The organism is Mycobacterium colombiense, assembly GCF_003284935.1.
Classification (GTDB): Bacteria; Actinomycetota; Actinomycetes; order Mycobacteriales; family Mycobacteriaceae; genus Mycobacterium; species Mycobacterium arosiense_A.
On the sequence record NZ_QMEV01000002.1, the window covers coordinates 127,878 to 146,228 of the forward strand.

An 18,351-nucleotide genomic window follows, 5' to 3' on the forward strand; every position below is an offset into this window, starting at 1 on the left:
TGGTCGTGACCCGCTTCACCCGGGCTACGCCCGCGTTCGCGATCACTTCTACAATCCCAAGATTCGTGCAGCGATGATGTTCTTTTGTATTTGCGACGTCCCGCCCATGACGCTCTGCGCCCGGCTGTACAGATAGGCGCTCAGCATTTCGGGATCGCGGGTCCCCGCGACGGCCAGGGCGGCATGCCCGACGGATTGTTCGACCCAGGTCATCAGCAGCTTGTCCAGCGAGCCCTCCGAGCCGTGCGAGACGCCGTCGAGCTGTTCGGACAGCCGCCGGCGGACGTGATGGGTCAGCATATCCGACTGAACCGCGGCCCACGCCAGCTCCTCGGGAACCTCACCGTCATTGCGGGACAACAGTTCTCGCACGAGCTTGCCGTAGCGCGCCGCATAGCCGAGCGTGGAGGGCTCGCGTTCGTGCCCGACGACGGTCATGGCCACCGCCCAACCGTCGCCGGGAGCACCGACCATCCGGTCCGCCGGCACCTTGGCGCCGTCGAAGAACACCTGACCGAATTCGTTGGTCACCCCGTTGATCATCTGCAGCGGGCGCTGTTGCACGCCGGGCTGTTTCATGTCCAGAACGAATGCCGACAGCCCGCGGTGGCGCTTGGCGTCGGGGTCGGTGCGGGCCAGCAACAAGCACCAGTCGGCCACGTCGGAGTAGCTGGTCCAGATCTTGTGGCCGTTCACCACATACGTGTCGCCCTCGAGGCGTGCGGTGGTGGTCAGCGACGCCAGATCCGAACCGGCGCCGGGCTCGCTGAAGCCCTGGCACCAGCGCTCGGTGCCGTTGATGATGCCGGGCAGGAAGCGTTTTCGCACCTCGTCGTTGGCGTGTTCGCCGATGCCGTAGACCAGGTACCCGACGCTGGGGCGCGGCGGCGCGCCGGCCCGCACCAGTTCCTCGTCCACGATCACGTCGTAGACGGGCGCCAGGTCCTGACCGCCCCACTCGCGTGGCCAGGACAGGCCGAAGAAACCGTTGGCGTAGAGGGCGCGGTGCCAGTCGGCCATGCGCGCCCAATACTCGTCGCCGGAGCCGGAGAACTCCTTGGCGTATGCGGCGAGCCAGGTGCGCAGCCGCTCCCGAAAGGCGGCCTCATCGGGTGAGTCACGAAAGTCCAAAATCGATCTCCTTCAACGCGACCGGCCACAGCTCGGTCGATGTCAGGGCCCGGCGCAGATAGACGTGCGCCACGCATTCCCAGGTGTTGCCGATACCGCCGTGCACCTGGATGGCCGTCTCGCAGACGGTGCGGGTGGCGCGCGCGCAGTAGACCTTTGCGATTTGGGCGGCCCGGATGGCTTCGGCGGGGGCCAGCTCGTCGACCCCCCACGCCGCATGCCGTAGCACACTGACCGAACCTTCAATCAGCGCAAGGCTTTCGGCCAGCAGGTGGGCGATGGCTTGATACGAGCCGATCTGCTTGCCGTACTGTTCGCGGATTTTGGCGTAGTCACACGCGACGGCGTGGGCGCCCCGGGCGATGCCGACCAGGTCCGCCGTCGTCGCGACCAAGGCCAGGGCCCGCCACTGCTCGGCGACCTCGGCTGGCACCTCCCCCAGCGCCTCCGGCGATCCCGTGATCGTCGCGTCGGCCCGCGTCAGATCGACGCTTTCCGCCGTGGCCTGCACATCGCCGACGACGACGGCGCCCGCCGACAGCCATAGGGCGCGCCGCGCGCCGCGGGCGTCGATCACCCGATCGCCGACGGCGACCGTCACCGCGGATACGTCGGCCCCGACGTGGCGGCCCAGATCGTCGGCCAGCACCGGACCGAGGAAGGGCGTGTCGACCAGCCGCCGGCCGAATTCCTCGGCCACGATGGCCACCTCCACGCCGGAGGCCCCGTCGGAACGCAACGACCGCCAGCCGGTGTTGTCAATCTGTTTGTCCAGACGGGTAATTCGGGTCTGGTCGTCGAGATCCTGCACCGTGGCCGGTCCGAGGTCGTCGGCCAGCTTGGCGGCGGCGTCGCGTAATTGCTGTTGTTCAGCTGTCAGACGTACATCCATAACGCTCCTTCAGCGCTCGGCGCAGCACCTTGCCCGAGGGCAGGCGGGGGATTTCGGGGACGAACACCACTTGGCTCAGACGTTTGTAGGACGCCAGTTTCTCGTCCACCATGGCGGTCAGCTGGGTCGCATCGACGGGCGCGGACGTCGCCACCGCGGCGACGACGGCTTCGCCGTTGAGGCCGTCGGGAATGCCGAACACCGCACAGTCTTTGACCGCCGGATGACCGTGCAGCACCGTCTCGATTTCGGCGGGGGCGACCTGGAAGCCGCGCACCTTGATCATCTCTTTGAGGCGATCGGTGATGCGCAGCCAGCCGCCGGTGTCGAGCCAGCCGACGTCTCCGGTGCGGTACCACCCGTCGCGGATCGCCTCGCCGGTCGCGTCGGCCGGCAGGTAGCCGGCCATCAGCGACGCGGCGCGGGCCTGGATCTCCCCGACCTCGCCGGGGCCGACCGGCTCGCCAGTTTCCAGTGAGACGACGCGTAGGTCCACGCCGGGAACCGCCCGTCCGACTGTGTCCAGCCGCGGGTCGTCGATCGGATTGCACGCTATGACGGGCAATTCCGTGGTCCCGTACGCCGGGAGCCAACCCACTCCGGTGCGCCGGGTCACGGTCTGGGCGACGTGGGCATTGACCGGCGTGGCCCCCCACATGATGTACCGCAGCGAAGACAGGTCAAAGGACTCGAGACCGGGATGCGAAGCGATGGCCAGCGCGATGGGGGCGACCGCCATTTCCACTGTGATGCGGTCACTTTCGATGTGCTGCAGCACCCGGTCGATGTCGAACCGGGGATGCAGGCGCACGCGGGCGCCGGTCTCCCAGGCGGTCAGCAGGTTCAGCAGCCCGAGGATGTGTGACGGTGGCGTCGCGACCTGGATCCGGTCGCGGTGGGTCAGTTGCAGCGCCTGGCGCCAGTGCCGCACCGCCTCGTTCAGCGAGGCGTGAGTGTGCCGGACGGCCTTGGGCAGGCCGGTGGTGCCGGAGCTGAACACCAGCGCCGCGTCGTTCATGGGCGGCGGTGTGCCCCCGGCCATCGGGTCGGCGGGCGCGACCGGCTCGTCCAGGTGCAGCATCGGCATCAGGGCGGCAAGCACCGGGTGGTCCCCGACGGCGTGCGCGGGCTCGGTCAGCGCGAGCGCATGGTCGACCTCGTCGCGCTTCCACGCGGGACTGATGAGTACCGGCGTGGCGGCCAACCGCCAGGTCGCGAACACCACGGCGAGAAATTCCGGCCGGTTGGAGGCCATGAGGGCGACGCGCTGGCCCGCGGTGACACCGTCTTTGGCCAGGGTTGCGGCCCATCCGTCGGCCAACGCATCGAGTTCGGGCGCGCTGAATCGCCGTTCCTCGAACACGAGCGCCGCCGGCTCGGTCACGTCCCGTCCTTCCCTGACAGACCGGGCTGACCCGACATCCATACAGTCTCGAGAAGATGCTATCGCTTCGTGAGAATAGTATTCTCTATACTGAAGAATGCAAATACGGGAAGGGGGCGGTCCCAGTGACGGTCACCCGGATCATCGAGGAGACCCCAGGGGTGACAGATCCGGCAACAAACGGCTCCGGTGCCGGGACGGTGACGATTCATCTCGACCGCAAGAAGGTCTCGGTGCCCATCGTCCCGGGCGAGACCCTGCTCGAGACCGCGCGTCGGGCCGGGCTGGAGCCGCCGTTCAGTTGCGAGGCCGGCAACTGCGGTACCTGCATGGCCAAGCTCGAAGAGGGCCACGCCACCATGCGGGTCAACGACGCTCTCGAGGAAGACGAGGTCGCCGAGGGCTACATTCTGACGTGCCAGGGCGTTCCCGACACGGACTCGGTCACGGTGCGCTACGAGTAGCGACCAGAGAGGTGGCGACGATGGCCAAGGGCATCATCCTCGTGGAGAGCCGACCCAGCTCGCCCGAGCGCGAACAGGAATACAACACCTGGTACGACGAGGTGCACCTGGGTGAGCTGGTGGCCCTGGACGGGTTCGTCTCCGCGCGCCGACTGCGGCCCGTCGACGGCGACGGACCCTACGTCGCCATCTACGAGATCGAGGGCGACGATCTGCAGGCGATTCTGGACAACATGATCGCCAACGCCGGACAGCTGCACATGTCCGACGCCCTGCAGCTCGACCCGGCGCCGATTCCACGACTGCTCGAGACCACCACCGAGCACAGCGGATAGCCGATTCCGGCTCGGGTCGCTGTGCGAGAGAGGACTGCTTGATGAAGGTCGACGACCTGATTTTGGTGAGCATCGACGACCACGTGGTCGAGCCGCCGGACATGTTCCTGCGGCACGTGCCCGCCAAATACCGGGACGAGGCACCCATCGTCGTCACCGACGACAAGGGCGTCGACCAGTGGATGTACCAGGGCAGGCCGCAGGGCGTCAGCGGGCTGAACGCGGTGGTGTCCTGGCCGGCCGAGGAGTGGGGCCGCGATCCCGCCGGCTTCGCCGAGATGCGCCCCGGCGTCTACGACGTCCACGAACGCGTCCGCGACATGAACCGCAACGGCATCCTCGCGTCGATGTGCTTCCCGACGTTCACCGGCTTTTCGGCCCGCCACCTCAACATGACCCGCGAGGATGTCACCCTGGTGATGGTGTCGGCCTACAACGACTGGCACATCGACGAGTGGGCCGGTTCGTATCCGGACCGGTTCATCCCGATCGCGATCCTGCCGACCTGGACTCCCGAGGGGATGTGCGCCGAGATCCGCCGCGTCGCGGCGAAGGGGTGCCGCGCGGTCACCATGCCGGAATTGCCGCACCTGGAAGGACTTCCGAGCTACCACGACGAGGACTACTGGGGTCCGGTGTTTCGCACGCTGTCGGAGGAGAACGTGGTGATGTGCCTGCACATCGGCACCGGCTTCGGGGCGATCAGCATGGCACCCAACGCGCCGATCGACAACCTGATCATCTTGGCCACCCAGGTCTCGGCGATGTGCGCGCAAGACCTGTTGTGGGGCCCGGCCATGCGCAACTATCCCGACCTGAAATTCGCCTTCTCCGAAGGCGGTATCGGCTGGATCCCGTTCTATTTGGATCGCAGCGATCGGCACTACACCAACCAGAAATGGTTGCGCCGCGACTTCGGCTCTCAGCTGCCCAGCGAGGTGTTCCGCGAGCACTCGCTGGCCTGTTACGTCACCGACAAGACGTCGCTGAAGCTGCGCCACGAGATCGGCATCGACATCATCGCCTGGGAGTGCGACTACCCGCACTCGGACTGCTTTTGGCCGGACGCGCCCGAGCAGGTGCTGGCCGAGCTCGATGCAGCAGGCGCCGACGACACCGACATCAACAAGATCACCTGGGGCAACGCCTGCCGGTTCTTCGGCTGGGACCCGTTCGCCCGGACTCCGCGCGAACAGGCGACCGTAAAAGCGTTGCGCGCCAAGGCGAGTGACGTGGACGTGTCGATCCGGTCGCGAGCCGAGTGGGCGCGCCGCTACCAGGAAAGGCAGCTGGCGACGCCTTAACGCGTCGAACGTGACGGTGCAGTCACGTTCGCGGGTCGAGTGTGACTGCACCGTCACGCTCGGCCAAGGGGCGCAGTCGGGTTACACGGCCGAGTGTTTGTGGGACGCCGGAGCCAGCTCTTCGAATTGGTCGATGCCCGCGCAGAATTCACCGCCGATGGCGGGTAGTAGCACGACGTGGTCGGCGCCTGCCTCCAGATGCTCGCTCACCTTGGCCGCGATGCGGGCCGAATCAGCTCACTCGCCGAAGTAATGGCCGGCATCGAGATCCTCGAGCAGCCCCGGTCCTTCCGGGTGCCAGTCGAGGATTTTCTGTGTCAAGGCATTCGACGTCGGGTTGTCCAGTGACGCGAAGAGCGCGAGAAAGCCGAAGTGGCCCGCATGTTCGGCGGCGATGCTGGATGTCGGCACGTGTAGGTGACGACCGATGACGGCGGCGATGTCCCGAAACGGCACCCCCTCATCGGCGACGCCGTGCAAACGCGTTCCGGCGGGCGCATTTTCGAGCGCCAGCCGGTACAAGCGTGCGGCGTCGAGCGTGTGCACCCCGGGCCAGCGGTTGACGCCATCACCGAGGTAGCCGGACACGCCGGTATCGCGGGCGACGTTGATCAGGTGGTGGGCGAAGCCGTGGTGGTCCAGGTCGCTGTGCACCAGCGGCGCGAGGCGGACCACCGACGACCGCACCCCGCGCTCGGCGAGCGCGATCACCGCGTTCTCGGAGTCGACCCGCGGGCCGCCGGCCACCGTGTCCTGTTCGGTCGCGACACCGCCCCCACCCAGCAGCGAAAGCAGCAGCGTGCCCGACGTGCTGACGAATGGCCGATCGGAACCGACGAGCGCTTCCCCGATGGCGCGGACAGCGCGCAGGTCGGTCTCGGCCGCCCCGGCGAAGTCGTCGAAGTCATGCTTGAAGGCGAGGTGGATAACACCGTCGGACGCCGCCGCCGCTTCGCGCAGGCCGTCGAGGTCGTCGAGGTCACCGCGCCGGGGCGTCGCCCCCGCGGCTTTCAGGGCGGCGGCCCCCGCGTCCGACCGCGCCAAGCCGGTGACCTGGTGCCCGGCGTCGATGAGTTCGGCGACGACGACGGAGCCGATGTGCCCGGTCGCGCCCGTGACAAAGACGTGCATGAAAGTTCCCTTCTTGTCGCCTGGGACGTATGCCTCAAGTCAAGGGCGGCGCGCGAGCCGTGTCCAAGTCCTGTTTCATATGGCGCGATGCAATCCAGGCATCACAGCAGCTCGTGGGCGCTTTTATGGCATGTAGCGGGTCGGACAGTGTTTACACTGAACGCATGACGGACTCGGCATCCACGGTTGTCGATCTCGACCTGCGGCTGGTCGGGTACTTCGTCGTCGTCGCCGAGCACCGGCACTTCGGCCGGGCCGCCTCAGCGCTGCGCGTCGCGCAGCCGTCGTTGAGCCGCCAGATCCGCAGGCTCGAGCAACAACTCGGCGTCCGCCTGTTCGACCGCACCCCACAGGGCACCCGGCTCACGGAGGCGGGCGAGGTGTTCCTGCCCCGGGCCAAGGCGCTGCTGCGTTCGGCCGCCCAAGCCACCGCGCAGGCGCGAGCGGCCGCGCAGCCGAGCCGGATCACCATCGGGTACACGACGGGAATGATCGTCACCCCCGCGGTGCGAGAGATGCGCCGCGAGCATCCCGAAGCCGATATTCAAGTCACGCATTTGGATTGGGACCAGGCGCTCGATGCGTTGCTCGGCCATCGGGTGGACGCGGTGGTGACCCGGCTGCCGTTTCCGACCGAGGGGCTGCACGTGACGATCCTGTACGACGAACCGCGCGTGCTGGCGATACCGGTCGACCATCGCCTGGCCGGCCGGGAATCGGTCACGCTCGACGACATCGCCGACGAACCCATGCCCCGGGTGCGGCATTCAGATCCGGCCTGGAGCGCCTTCTGGCGCATCGATCCGCGACCCGACGGTCGGCGGGCACCCGATGGCCCGTTCATCGATGCGCTCGAGGACAAGTTCGAACTCATCGCCTCGGGGCAAGCGGTGGCCATCACGGCGGGCGTGCACGGCAACGGTGTGCGGCCGGATATCACCACGGTCCCGTTGGAAGGGGTCGAACCGAGCCACGTCGTATTGGCTTGTCGCGCTGGGGATCGCAGCCGTCTGGTGGGGGCGTTCCGGAAGCTTGCCGAGGCTCACCTCACCGGGCCCGGTGGCGGACGCCCAACGTGAAACGTGCTTCACATTCGAAGCTCGACGGCAGGCGTGCCTACTGGCGAAGCTCGGGCGGGGGCCGGTACTCGGGCTCATAGCCGGAGACGTGGATCGGGGTTCCCACCAACCGGAACTCGCCCGCCGTGACGATCACTTCGGGGGTGGCCTCGAGCGCCTCGGGCAGGGTACGGACGGCCGCCGCGGGAACCCCCAGCGGACGCAGCCGCCGCTCCCAGCCCGCGGCGCTGTCGGTGGCCAGCATCGCCGTGACGACCGCGAGCACTTCGTCGCGGCGCGCGACGCGCTCGGCCATCGTTTCGAACCCCCCGATACCCGCTTCCGCGGCGAACGACTTCCAGAAGCCGTCGTGGGTGATGAACAGCGCCAAATACCCGTCCGCCGTCGGGAAGAGCTGCGCCGGAACGTAATAGGAGTGCGCCCCGTGCGGACGGCGCTGCGGCTCCACGCCACCGTTGAGATAGGCCGACGCGTGATAGTTCAGCTGGGACAGCATGACGTCACGCAGCGACACATCCACCTGGCCGCCGGTGCCGGAGATGATCTTGGCCAACAGCCCCAGCGCCGCCGTCATTCCGGTGGAGTTGTCGGCCGAGGAATAGCCGGGCAGCGTCGGCGGACCGTCGGGGTCGCCGGTCAGCGCGGCGGTGCCCACGCCCGCCTGGACCACGTAATCGAACGCCGGATCGTCGCCGCCGTACAGGCCGAAGCCGGTGATCGCCACGCAGACGATCCGCTCGTTGTGCCGCCGCAGCGTGTCATACGTCAAGCCCAGCCGCCGGATGGCCGAGGGTTTCAGGTTCACCAGCAGCGCGTCCGATTCGGCGACCAGTTCGCCCAGCCGTTGTTGTCCCGCATCGGAATTCAGGTCCAGCGTGATGCTGGATTTGTTGCGATTGAGGCTGGCGAAATAGGTGGCGCCGACGCTGCGGGAGATCTCGCCGCCGGCGGGTTCGATCTTGGTGACCGCGGCGCCGAGATCGGCGAGCAGCATGGTCGCGTACGGGCCCGCCAGCATGGTGCCGACCTCGAGGATGCGGATTCCCGCCAGCGGCCCGGTGGCGTTGGGGGTCAACGCAATTCCGCGGCGAGTGAAGCGATCATTTCACGGGTGCGGCGTTTGGAGGCGACCAGCTCGTCGCGGTTGTCGCCGATCGGCAACAGACGCACCGACAGATCCGTCACGCCGGCCTCGGCGAACCGGCGCATCCGGGCCAGGATGGCGTCCTCGTCGCCGGCGGCGCACAGGTCGCCGACATCGCGGGCATCGCCGCGGTCGAGCAGGCGCTGATAGTTCGGCGACACCTCGGCCTCGCCGAGGATACGGTTGGCCCGCTCCTTGGCCTCGTCGACTTGCCCCGGCGCACAAAGGCATACGGGTATGCCGGCGACGATCCGCGGCGCGGGCCGCCCGGCGTCGGCGGCGGCCTTGGTGATCTTGGGTGCGATGTGGTCGCCGATCGCACGCTCGTCGGCCATCCACAGCACGGTACCGTCGGCGAGCTCACCGGCGATCTGCAGCATCACCGGCCCCAGCGCGGCGACCAGCACCGGCATCGGGCTGTCGGCGCCGATCGCCAGCGGGTTGTGCACGGTGAACGAATCATTCTCGACGTCAACCGATCCCGGACCGGCGACGGCGGCGTTGAGCACCTGCAGGTAGTCACGGGTGTGGGCGGCAGGCTTCTCGTACGGCAGGCCCAGCATGTCGCGGATGATCCAGTGGTGCGACGGCCCGACGCCCAAAGCCAGCCGGCCGCCGGCCACCGCGTGCGTCGAGAGGGCTTGGCGGGCAAGGGCGATGGGGTGCTGGGCCTGTAGCGGCACCACGGCGGTGCCCAGCTCGATGCGCGAAGTGTGCGCGGCCATCAGCGACACCATGGTCAGGCAGTCGAAGTCGTTGGGCACCTGCGGCATCCACGCGGTGTCCAGGCCCGCGGACTCGGCCCATTCGATATCGGAGACCAGTTTGTCCACCTTGCGGGCCATATCGCCACGCTCGGCGCCGATCATCACTCCGACGCGCACGGTTCCTCCAGGGCTGGTTCGGGGGTGCCGGTCAGTTTACGGATCTCGCGGACCAGGTCCTCCAGGGGCGTCCCGGTGGGGAATACCGCTGCGGCACCGGCGGATAGCAGCTTGGGTACGTCCGCATGCGGGATCGTCCCGCCGACGACGACGGCGATGTCGGCGGCATCGGCCGCACGCAGGGCTTCGATGGTGCGGGCGGTCAGCGCAAGGTGCGCACCGGACAGGATGCTCAGGCCGACGACGGCGACGTCTTCCTGCACGGCGATGGACGCGATGTCTTCGATGCGCTGCCGGATGCCGGTGTAGATGACCTCGAAGCCCGCGTCGCGCAGGGTGCGCGCGACGATCTTGGCGCCGCGGTCGTGCCCATCCAGGCCGGGCTTGGCGACGAGGATGCGGGCCGTCATCTAAAACACCACCGGTTGCTGGAATTCGCCCCAGACCGCCTTGAGCGCGGACACCATCTCCCCGACCGTGCAGTACGCATTGGCGCAGTCGATCAGCTTGTGCATGAGGTTGTCGTCTCCCTCGGCCGACTGCGACAACGCGGCCAGCGTGGATTTCACTGCGGCCGAATCCCTTTCGGCCTTGACCTTGGACAGTCGCTTGAGTTGCAGGTCGCGACCCTCGGCGTCGAGTTCATAGGTGACGACGTCGTGCGCGGGCTCCTCGGTCACGAACCGGTTGACCCCGACGACCGGTCGGGTGCCGGCTTCGACGTCCTGGTGCAGCTTAAAGGCCTCGTCGGCGATGAGGCCCTGCAGGTACCCGTCTTCAATGGCCTGGACCATGCCGCCGTGCCGCTCGAGGTCGGACATGATCTCGATGATGCGCTCCTCGGTGGCGTCGGTCAGCGCCTCGACGAAGTAGGAGCCGCCCAACGGATCGGCGACGCTGGCCACCCCCGTCTCGTGCGCCAGGATCTGCTGGGTGCGCAGCGCCAGGGTGGTGGTTTCCTCGGTGGGCAGGGCGAACGGCTCGTCCCAGGCCGCGGTGAACATCGACTGCACGCCGCCCAGCACCGCGGCCATCGCCTCGTAGGCCACCCGCACGATGTTGTTGTGGGCCTGCGGCGCGTACAGCGAGGCGCCGCCGCAGACGCAGCCGAAGCGGAACATCGCCGCCTTGGCCGTCGTCGCCCCGTAGCGCTCCTGCACGATGGTCGCCCAACGCCGCCGCCCCGCACGGTATTTGGCGATCTCCTCGAAGAAGTCGCCGTGGGTGTAGAAGAAGAACGAGATCTGCGGCGCGAACTGGTCGATGGTCATGCGCCCGCGCTCGACCACGGTGTCGCAATAGGTCACCCCGTCGGCCAGGGTGAACGCCATCTCCTGCACCGCGTTGGCCCCGGCGTCGCGGAAGTGCGCCCCTGCCACCGAGATCGCGTTGAACCGCGGCACCTCGGCCGCGCAGAACTCGATGGTGTCGGCGATCAGCCGCAGGGACGGCTCCGGCGGCCAGATCCACGTCCCGCGGGAGGCGTACTCCTTGAGGATGTCGTTCTGAATCGTCCCGGTGAGCGTGGCCCGCGGTATCCCTTTTTTCTCGGCGGCCGCGACGTAGAACGCCAGCAGGATCGCCGCCGTTCCGTTGATCGTCATGCTCGTGCTGAGCTTGTCCAACGGGATGCCGTCGAAGAGGATCTCGAAGTCGGCCAGCGTATCGACCGCGACGCCCACGCGGCCGACCTCCTCGCCGAACTCGGGGTCGTCGGAGTCGTACCCACACTGGGTTGGCAAGTCGAGCGCCACCGACAGCCCCGTCCCGCCCTGCTCCAGCAGGTAGCGGTATCGGCGGTTGGATTCCTCGGCGGTGCCGAATCCCGAGTACTGGCGGAAGGTCCAGAGCTTGCCGCGGTAGCCGGACGCGAAGTTACCCCGGGTGAACGGGAACTCCCCGGGCTGCGGAGGCTCCGCGCCGACGTCCGCCGGCCCGTAGACGGGCTGCAGCGGGATACCGGACGGAGTGCGGGCCGTATTATCCATCGGTGAATAACGTACTTGCAAAAAAAGAGAATGCCAATACCATACGCTTGACCAGGCAAAAGGAGGCTCCATGCCCAACGGTTCGCTCGTCGATCGCACCGTCGTCATCTCCGGTGGCAGCCGCGGTATCGGGCTGGCGATCGGCATCGGTGCGGCCCGGCAGGGCGCCAACGTGGTGCTCCTGGCCAAGACCGATACGCCGCATCCACGCCTGCCCGGAACGGTGCACACCGCCGCCGCCGAGGTCGAGGCCGCCGGCGGGAAGGCGCTGGCGGTGGTCGGGGATGTGCGCCGCGAAGAGGACGTGCAACGCGTGGTCGACGCGGCGGTGCAGCGCTTCGGCGGCGTCGACGTCTGCGTCAACAATGCCAGCGCCATCGCGGTGGAACCGACCGCCACGTTGTCGGCCAAGAAGTACGACCTGATGCAGGAGATCAATTTGCGTGGCACCTTCCTGCTGACCAAGGCATGCGTGCCGCACTTCGAGAAGTCCGCGAACCCGCACGTGCTGACCATCTCGCCCCCGGTGAACATGAACCCGCGCTGGCTGGGCGCGCACCCGGCGTACACGCTGTCCAAGTACGGCATGACGCTGCTGTCGCTGGGGTGGGCGGCGGAATTCGCCGACTCCGGGATCGGCGTGAATTGCCTGTGGCCGCAGACCTATATCGCGACGGCCGCGGTGGCGAACATGGCCGACGGGGACAAACTGGCCGAGTCGTCGCGCAGCCCGGAGATCATGGCCGACGCGGCCGTCGAGATCATCTCCCGTCCCAGCCGGGAGGCCACCGGCAACTGCTACATCGACGCCGATGTCTTGCACTCTGCCGGGATCGCGGATCTGTCCCGATACGGCGGGGGCGACGAACCGATTCCGGACCTCTTCCTGGACTGAAACTCTATGCCCGGCACAGGATTTCGCCGTGCGGTATGGCGATCCAACCGTCCGGGGCGGCGGCCCATTCTCGCCATGCGGCGGAGATCTCCTCGAGCTGCGCGCTAGTCGCCAGTTCGAGATCCACCAGGTCGCGGGCCACGGTGGAGTGCAGAATCCGGTCGGCCCACATTCCGCCCCACCAGTCGCGTGTCGCGGGCGTGGCATAACACCACAGGCTGCCGGTGGGCGTGATGTCGCCGAATCCCGCCCGCTGCGCCCACGACAGGAGTCGCCGGCCCGCGTCCGGTTCGCCGCGGTTGGCGCGCGCGACGCGCTGGTAGAGGGTGCGCCACAGGTCGAGGGCCGGCAGCTCGGGATACCAGACGAAACCCGAGTAGTCGGCGTCGCGGGCCGCCACGATGCCGTCCGGCGCGCACACCCGTCGCATCTCCCGCAGGGCCGCCAGCGGATCGGCGACGTGCTGCAGCACCTGATGCGCGTGGACGACATCGAAAGCGTCGTCGGGAAAGTCGAGGCCATGCACGTCGGCGGTCCCGAACGAGACGTTGGACAGATTCCGCCGCTCGGCCTCGGCACGAGCGACGTTGAGCACATCGACGGACTGATCGACGGCGGTGACCTGCCCGGGCGCGACCCGCGCGGCCAGGTCGGCGGTGATGGTGCCGGGCCCACAACCGACGTCGAGCACGGACAGCCCCGGTTTCAGGTGCGGCAGCAGGTAGGCCGCGGAGTCCGCGGCGGTGCGCCGCTGGTGGGAGCGCAACACCGACTCGTGGTGTCCATGCGTGTATGCCGCGCGGTGTTCGTCGTCCATGGTGGCCTTTCTTGCCTGCCGGGGCTCGTCTGGAAGACTACGCAGCGTCATCACATTATGAAATCATCGTCTCAAGTAATGAGACGGCTCAGTCGACGGGAACGTGAAGAATCGGTTGATCGACGCCGGCTCCCGGGCCGTCGAAATGCCACCACTCCCCCGAATACACCTTCAAGCCGCCGTAGTTCATGGCGTTGCGCAGCGCCGCCCGGTTCGCCACGGCATCCGGACTGATGCCCTGGGTATTGAAAGCTGTTGCCCGAGAGGTGAAGTCGTCGAAGTCGGTACCCATGTCGGCCAGGCAAAGACCGCCGGCATGCAGCCCGGACGAGCACGGCTGCTGCGCGGTGGTGAACGTCACGTCGACCGAGCGCCCCGACTCGTGGCTGCGCGCATACGGGCCCGGACGAGCCACCCACGCGGGGTTGGGGACCAGGTTGAACATCTTGACCTGAACGTCATGCGGGCGATAGCAGTCCCAGAACACCAGCAGGTGGCCCTGCGGGCGCAGGGCGCCGGCAGCAGCGGCCAGGCCGGGCGCCATCGATTGGTGCACAAGGCATCTGGCGTCGGAAGGATAAAGCTGCGTGTGGGTGAAATTGTTCGTCGTCGCGTAGCGCAGGTCGAGCACCGCGTCGGGAATGACGCTGCGGATGTCCACGAAGCCGGCCGCTCGTGCGGCGTCGCTGACCGGGGGAACATCCGGGCTGGCTTGCGCGGTGGGTGGCCCGCCCACCGAGACCAGCCACCCCGCAATGGCCAATCGCAGCACCCACGCGAGACGCATGCGGTCATTATCCCGGTCGGTCGGTTCGGATCGGGTTAGGCGCCAGATGTCGTCGCGACCGGCGTCCAGAGGTCAAAAAACCAGTGGGCTGGTGCGAACCAATCGCACCAGCCCACCGTGACGTTTGTGAAGTTCTCAGACGGCGCTGACTCCTACCGCCTGGGGCCCCTTGGCCCCCTGCGCAACCTCGAACTGGACACGCTGGTCTTCGTCGAGCGAGCGATAGCCGTTGCCCTGGATCTCGGAGTAGTGGACGAAGAGATCCTTCGTGCCGTCATCCGGGGTGATGAAGCCGAAGCCCTTTTCACCGTTGAACCATTTCACAGTTCCCTGTGCCATTTACTTACTTCTCTCATCAAATGCGGATGCACCAAACGCATCCATGCGCACCCAGAATAGCATGCGGCGACCTGGACTTTGAAATCGGTTGCGGCGCTGCATAATTCATTCACGACAGGCCTGGAGGGCGGGCGCGCCCACACCAGGCCGAACCAGGACCCCGCGCCGGCATCTCACCCGGACGCGGCAGGCACACGTCGGCTGCCTGTAGAGTGGAAAAGAACCGCGTTCTTGCGGTCGCCGCGCATCGCAAACGAATCACGAATGAGACCGCCGTGCGATCCGATCGTCGTCCGACGTCAGGTAATAATGCGTATCGGCCGAACTCTTCATTCGGAAGGACAGCCCATGGACCAGTCGAACCTGTTTTCTCACCCCGAGGCACCGAAGCATGTCGCTTCGGGCGAAACCTCCGCGACACCGGTCGAACTCCCGACGTTTTCCGATCGGCCCGAGGCCGACGGTTCTGCGAATCAGCGTCGCTGACCGGCGTTGACGTGATTGGACGTCAGGATGCCTTGGCGTACCGGCGGACCAATTCACCTTCACCGAACGTACTGGTTCGCTGCTGACCGTTATCGTCTCGACTGAAAAACGTCCACTGCCCCAGGCCGCCCTGCGGACCACTGATCATCTTGACCGTCAGACGCAACTCAGTGGGACGCCGCGTGCCGATGATGTCACCGACCCGGATCTGCGATGGATGGATCTCGACCGCGTCGCACCAGTTCTCTATTGCCATGTAATCCGTCCTCGCCGTTGCCACCACCCTACCCGCCATTGCGCTCTCCCGGGCCGCATGACGGGCATCGTCTCCAAATCCATTGCACCGCAACGCATTTGTAGCGGCTGACCAGGACGCAGTTCATCCGCCGAGCGGATTTCCCGACGCTTTGCGGCGCGGCCGTGTCGTGAGTGCGGACCCACGCTGGATCACCCGATCACCGAGGCGGGTCGGCGGTGGCGTAAAGTTACAGACGAGCCGTTCGTTGTCAGCGGTGGTCGACCGCGCGATCCGTGCGGATGACACCCACGGGCAATGTGATTCCTCCGTCGATCCCCCGTCCGTGGGCCCGGCGACGCCGAGCGCGAAGGAACGCCCATGGGTTATGCAACCCCGGCCATTTCACGACACCAGACTTCGATGACTCTTGCGGACGGCTGCGCCGCCCCGAGCGGGTGCGCGAACTGCCGACTGCGGTATCCGCAATGAGCTTCGCGGTCAGGACCCGACGCCAATCCACGCCCATCCGGCTCTCGGTGGCTCGCGAACTCGGCCGCGATATCGATGGCGCGTGGTGGCCGCGTGCGGATCGCATCACCAATGAATTGCCCGAGCTTGTTGCGGTCCTGACGCCCCTGCTCGGCGACGTCACCTGCATCAACGTGAACTGGTCATCGCTGCAACGACCACCCGATTTCAACTGGCCGGGGTGGGAAGGCAAACGCCAGCACGTCATGACGGTGACGGGAACGCATGCTTGCGCCAACCTGCTGATCGTCTCCTACGCCACGCACAGCGCGTTGGCGTTGATGGTGCTGCGGTGCGCCGCAGATCTGCCCATCGAGGGTGCTGACCGCGTCAAACCCGCATTCATACGAGCGGACTCCATTCTGCGCGCCGCGCAACAACAACGCGGGCGTTCCTCCGGCTACTAGCCGACGCCACAGACAAGACCCACCGGGACGACTGGCGCGGCAAGATCGACGTCAAGCTTACTGGCGTCTGGAAGACCGTCAAAGTGTTGTGCCGCATCTTATTTCCTAGGTCGGGATCGATCATCCGATCGGCTCGGTTCGCGGCCTTGAGACAGGCGGACTCGGTCAGCGCCGCACGCGCCGGCGGCCGCCGCCCGACGTACGCCCCCATCGCCCCGCGGCGCAACGTGATAGCCACGGACAGTTCATAGCGGCGACATCTCCCGTCTGGTTCAGGCCTCATCGGTTTCGCCATTACGATCAGCCAATGCGCGCGGTCGAACGCGAGCTGGCCAGAGAACGCGAGGGCAGGTCGATGACGACGAGCGAAGGACCCAGGGCCGCAACCGAGGCACCCGAGCCACTCGAGGCCGAACGGCCAAGCGCGTCAGCACAAGAACCTAAACCCAGGCACTGCGGCGTCATCCAGGCTTTCGCCGCGCTCTGCGTCCCCTACGTCGAGCGGCTGATGCCCGACCCCTACCTGTTCGCGGTGATCCTCACCGTCATCGTCGCCGGGCTGGTCGCGTTCCTGGTGCACGGCGCCACGGCGAACGGGATGCTCAAGGCGTGGTACGGGGGCGTGTGGGATGGCAGAATATCTTCACCTTCGCCTTATCGAACGTGTTACTGATGCTTTTAAAGCGATCGGTTGCTTTGGAACCGGTGACGAAAGGCCCCTGGTCGTTGATGCTGAATGCCCCAAACGTCGGTGTTATGCGATGTCCATGACGTCATGAGGCCGGCCGCTGATTTGGTATTGCTGTCGTTCGGCTCGGCCCATCGTGAGGAACGCGGCTCCCCCTATCCTGTGGTTGACATCGGGGACAAACTCGACCGTCAAGTCGCAGGCGATCGAGCGCTCCTTCTGTGTCGGTGCGTCGCTGGCGCTGATAGCCTTTTGTTTCTGCTGGCTCGCGTAACCGAATGGGATCGACTTGGTAGGTGCGCAGCGTGCGGTCTAACCCAATCCGGGCTATGCACGGTGGTCGTCTGCCGTACATGGCTGCCGCCTTAGCTGGAATCTCTTGTGCCGGAGGAGGTTTTCCGAACCGAGCGTCGCGAGGGGCGCCTGTCTGCCGGGCGACGGTGCGCGGCGAGGAAATCATCGACTATGCGTTCACAGTCTCGACGATCAATTGCGCGCAGCCCGGTGAGTCGAGCGAACGCCACCGGACCGACGAGCTGGCACAGGATCAGTTCTAGATCGAAGTCGTCAAGATCGGCCCGAGCTTCAGGGCCTTCCAGAAGGCTGTTGAACGGTTGGCGGTAATGGTCGATGATCCGTGTCCGCAGCGCGTTGCGATCGTAGGTCTGATCTGTGCCGTCCGGTGTGGGCCCGAGCGCGACCCAGGCCAGCGTGGTGACATGTAGCGGCGCGTCGTGAAAGAGCGTCGCCTGCCGGCTCAACAGCTCGATCAGTTGATCGCGTAACGATCCCGTAGCAGGTGGTGGGGTGACCTGCGGTAGCAGCCGTTCAAATGTGGCGGCCAGCAGCTGGGTGGAGCTGCTGAAGTGCCGATATAGCGTGGTGCGTGCAACCTTGGAGGCCTTGGTGACCGCGTCGATGGTGACGGCTTCGATGCCACCGGTATTGAGGAGTTTGGTGGCCGCGTCCAGCAACCGGGTCCGTGACCGAAGGCGGCGGGGATCGACGTCATCAACGTCATCTTCGTCGTCATCGACCGGGATTTCAGCATCACGCTCCACGTAGTCACCGTAAACCCCAAGCATCTGGCCTGCGGCGAATCGCACCTGGCGAGTCATTCAATCCAAAAAACGATACTACTAGTATCGTAGCGATACGATAAGTACACTTAGGCGGTGTGGGCTGTGTATCGAAGGGGGATTTGTGATCAGTCAAGCTGTCGAGCTGGTTCGGACCCTGCCAGTCCACGGTGCTGGCCGAGTGGGCCCGCCGCAGGGCTATCGAAGAATCCATCTTCGTTGCCTGCGCGGCTGATCTCACGAAGGGGAGGCCGTCAAACCCTGATGAATGTGCCGATTTCGCTGACGAAAACCCACCGATGGAGGCGTGCGGTTCGGAATATCCGGCTCGGCAGTCGCGGTATTGCCAAG

21 protein-coding genes and 1 pseudogene are annotated in these 18,351 nt (G+C 66.5%); 8 read left to right on the top strand and 14 right to left on the bottom strand.

The window, feature by feature from the left end; all coding sequences use genetic code 11:
- Nucleotides 1–48: 48 nt before the first annotated feature.
- From DQP57_RS01670 to DQP57_RS01680, 3 genes are read right to left on the bottom strand one after another with little or no spacing between them, the layout of a single operon-like run.
- Complete coding sequence (locus tag DQP57_RS01670; RefSeq protein WP_112631120.1) at nucleotides 49–1,131, bottom strand: acyl-CoA dehydrogenase family protein; 1,083 nt, start codon at nucleotides 1,129–1,131, stop codon at nucleotides 49–51.
- On the bottom strand, nucleotides 1,118–2,023 hold the full coding sequence (locus DQP57_RS01675; protein ID WP_112631122.1) for an acyl-CoA dehydrogenase family protein: 906 nt from the start codon (nucleotides 2,021–2,023) through the stop codon (nucleotides 1,118–1,120). The genes DQP57_RS01670 and DQP57_RS01675 overlap by 14 nt, the downstream gene beginning before the upstream one ends.
- A complete protein-coding gene (locus DQP57_RS01680) occupies nucleotides 2,001–3,407 on the bottom strand; it encodes a class I adenylate-forming enzyme family protein (protein ID WP_112631124.1) in 1,407 nt (468 codons plus the stop codon). The genes DQP57_RS01675 and DQP57_RS01680 overlap by 23 nt, the downstream gene beginning before the upstream one ends.
- A gap of 125 nt (nucleotides 3,408–3,532) precedes the next feature.
- Between DQP57_RS01680 and DQP57_RS01685 the strand changes: the two genes are divergently transcribed.
- The 3 genes from DQP57_RS01685 to DQP57_RS01695 are packed head-to-tail and all read left to right on the top strand — an operon-like array spanning nucleotide 3,533 to nucleotide 5,510.
- Complete coding sequence (locus DQP57_RS01685; RefSeq protein ID WP_112631126.1) at nucleotides 3,533–3,871, top strand: 2Fe-2S iron-sulfur cluster-binding protein; 339 nt, start codon at nucleotides 3,533–3,535, stop codon at nucleotides 3,869–3,871.
- 20 nt (nucleotides 3,872–3,891) lie between these two features.
- Nucleotides 3,892–4,206 carry a DUF4286 family protein gene (locus tag DQP57_RS01690; RefSeq protein WP_066878053.1) on the top strand — a complete coding sequence of 105 codons (315 nt, stop codon included), beginning with the start codon at nucleotides 3,892–3,894 and terminating at the stop codon, nucleotides 4,204–4,206.
- Between the two features lie 41 nt (nucleotides 4,207–4,247).
- Nucleotides 4,248–5,510, top strand: coding sequence for an amidohydrolase family protein (locus DQP57_RS01695; RefSeq protein ID WP_112631128.1), 1,263 nt, complete (start codon nucleotides 4,248–4,250; stop codon nucleotides 5,508–5,510).
- A gap of 81 nt (nucleotides 5,511–5,591) precedes the next feature.
- On the opposite strand, the gene DQP57_RS27405 is transcribed toward DQP57_RS01695, so the two are convergent.
- Both DQP57_RS27405 and DQP57_RS01705 read right to left on the bottom strand, forming a co-directional pair.
- Nucleotides 5,592–5,720: a hypothetical protein gene (locus DQP57_RS27405; protein WP_276310809.1), complete on the bottom strand. Its 129-nt coding sequence runs from the start codon at nucleotides 5,718–5,720 to the stop codon at nucleotides 5,592–5,594.
- A gap of 27 nt (nucleotides 5,721–5,747) precedes the next feature.
- Nucleotides 5,748–6,641 carry an SDR family oxidoreductase gene (locus DQP57_RS01705; protein WP_112631130.1) on the bottom strand — a complete coding sequence of 298 codons (894 nt, stop codon included), beginning with the start codon at nucleotides 6,639–6,641 and terminating at the stop codon, nucleotides 5,748–5,750.
- A gap of 164 nt (nucleotides 6,642–6,805) precedes the next feature.
- Between DQP57_RS01705 and DQP57_RS01710 the strand changes: the two genes are divergently transcribed.
- Nucleotides 6,806–7,720 carry a LysR family transcriptional regulator gene (locus tag DQP57_RS01710; RefSeq protein ID WP_112631132.1) on the top strand — a complete coding sequence of 305 codons (915 nt, stop codon included), beginning with the start codon at nucleotides 6,806–6,808 and terminating at the stop codon, nucleotides 7,718–7,720.
- A gap of 37 nt (nucleotides 7,721–7,757) precedes the next feature.
- On the opposite strand, the gene DQP57_RS01715 is transcribed toward DQP57_RS01710, so the two are convergent.
- Genes DQP57_RS01715 through DQP57_RS01730 form a run of 4 tightly spaced genes read right to left on the bottom strand, consistent with a single transcriptional unit; the run spans nucleotide 7,758 to nucleotide 11,736 of the window.
- A complete protein-coding gene (locus tag DQP57_RS01715) occupies nucleotides 7,758–8,795 on the bottom strand; it encodes a CaiB/BaiF CoA transferase family protein (RefSeq protein WP_112631134.1) in 1,038 nt (345 codons plus the stop codon).
- Complete coding sequence (locus DQP57_RS01720; RefSeq protein ID WP_112631136.1) at nucleotides 8,792–9,748, bottom strand: LLM class F420-dependent oxidoreductase; 957 nt, start codon at nucleotides 9,746–9,748, stop codon at nucleotides 8,792–8,794. Before DQP57_RS01720 ends, DQP57_RS01715 begins: the two co-directional genes overlap by 4 nt.
- Complete coding sequence (locus DQP57_RS01725; RefSeq protein WP_112631138.1) at nucleotides 9,733–10,158, bottom strand: cobalamin-dependent protein; 426 nt, start codon at nucleotides 10,156–10,158, stop codon at nucleotides 9,733–9,735. The genes DQP57_RS01720 and DQP57_RS01725 overlap by 16 nt, the downstream gene beginning before the upstream one ends.
- Complete coding sequence (locus tag DQP57_RS01730; protein ID WP_112631139.1) at nucleotides 10,159–11,736, bottom strand: methylmalonyl-CoA mutase family protein; 1,578 nt, start codon at nucleotides 11,734–11,736, stop codon at nucleotides 10,159–10,161.
- A 70-nt stretch (nucleotides 11,737–11,806) separates the two neighbouring features.
- Between DQP57_RS01730 and DQP57_RS01735 the strand changes: the two genes are divergently transcribed.
- Nucleotides 11,807–12,631, top strand: a complete 825-nt coding sequence (locus DQP57_RS01735) for an SDR family oxidoreductase (RefSeq protein ID WP_112631141.1) — start codon at nucleotides 11,807–11,809, stop codon at nucleotides 12,629–12,631.
- 4 nt (nucleotides 12,632–12,635) lie between these two features.
- Here the strand turns inward: DQP57_RS01735 and DQP57_RS01740 are convergent, their stop codons facing one another.
- The 4 genes from DQP57_RS01740 to DQP57_RS01755 all read right to left on the bottom strand — a co-directional run bounded on the left by DQP57_RS01740 (nucleotide 12,636) and on the right by DQP57_RS01755 (nucleotide 15,316).
- Entirely contained in the window at nucleotides 12,636–13,448 is an 813-nt protein-coding gene (locus tag DQP57_RS01740) for a methyltransferase domain-containing protein (protein WP_112631143.1), read from the bottom strand.
- An 88-nt stretch (nucleotides 13,449–13,536) separates the two neighbouring features.
- Complete coding sequence (locus DQP57_RS01745; protein WP_112631145.1) at nucleotides 13,537–14,235, bottom strand: M15 family metallopeptidase; 699 nt, start codon at nucleotides 14,233–14,235, stop codon at nucleotides 13,537–13,539.
- A gap of 135 nt (nucleotides 14,236–14,370) precedes the next feature.
- Nucleotides 14,371–14,574, bottom strand: a complete 204-nt coding sequence (locus DQP57_RS01750) for a cold-shock protein (RefSeq protein WP_112631147.1) — start codon at nucleotides 14,572–14,574, stop codon at nucleotides 14,371–14,373.
- Between the two features lie 508 nt (nucleotides 14,575–15,082).
- Nucleotides 15,083–15,316, bottom strand: a complete 234-nt coding sequence (locus tag DQP57_RS01755; protein ID WP_112631242.1) for a hypothetical protein — start codon at nucleotides 15,314–15,316, stop codon at nucleotides 15,083–15,085.
- A gap of 467 nt (nucleotides 15,317–15,783) precedes the next feature.
- Between DQP57_RS01755 and DQP57_RS01760 the strand changes: the two genes are divergently transcribed.
- The 3 genes and pseudogenes from DQP57_RS01760 (at nucleotide 15,784) to DQP57_RS01765 (ending at nucleotide 16,906) form a co-directional block, all read left to right on the top strand.
- Nucleotides 15,784–16,233 carry a DUF5994 family protein gene (locus DQP57_RS01760; protein WP_112631148.1) on the top strand — a complete coding sequence of 150 codons (450 nt, stop codon included), beginning with the start codon at nucleotides 15,784–15,786 and terminating at the stop codon, nucleotides 16,231–16,233.
- 11 nt (nucleotides 16,234–16,244) lie between these two features.
- Nucleotides 16,245–16,339 (top strand): annotated as a pseudogene (locus DQP57_RS27585) (SDR family mycofactocin-dependent oxidoreductase); the annotation flags it as partial.
- Between the two features lie 201 nt (nucleotides 16,340–16,540).
- A complete protein-coding gene (locus DQP57_RS01765; protein WP_240631644.1) occupies nucleotides 16,541–16,906 on the top strand; it encodes a TIGR00366 family protein in 366 nt (121 codons plus the stop codon).
- A gap of 380 nt (nucleotides 16,907–17,286) precedes the next feature.
- On the opposite strand, the gene DQP57_RS01770 is transcribed toward DQP57_RS01765, so the two are convergent.
- Complete coding sequence (locus DQP57_RS01770; protein ID WP_112631244.1) at nucleotides 17,287–17,982, bottom strand: TetR/AcrR family transcriptional regulator; 696 nt, start codon at nucleotides 17,980–17,982, stop codon at nucleotides 17,287–17,289.
- Nucleotides 17,983–18,351 lie beyond the last annotated feature (369 nt).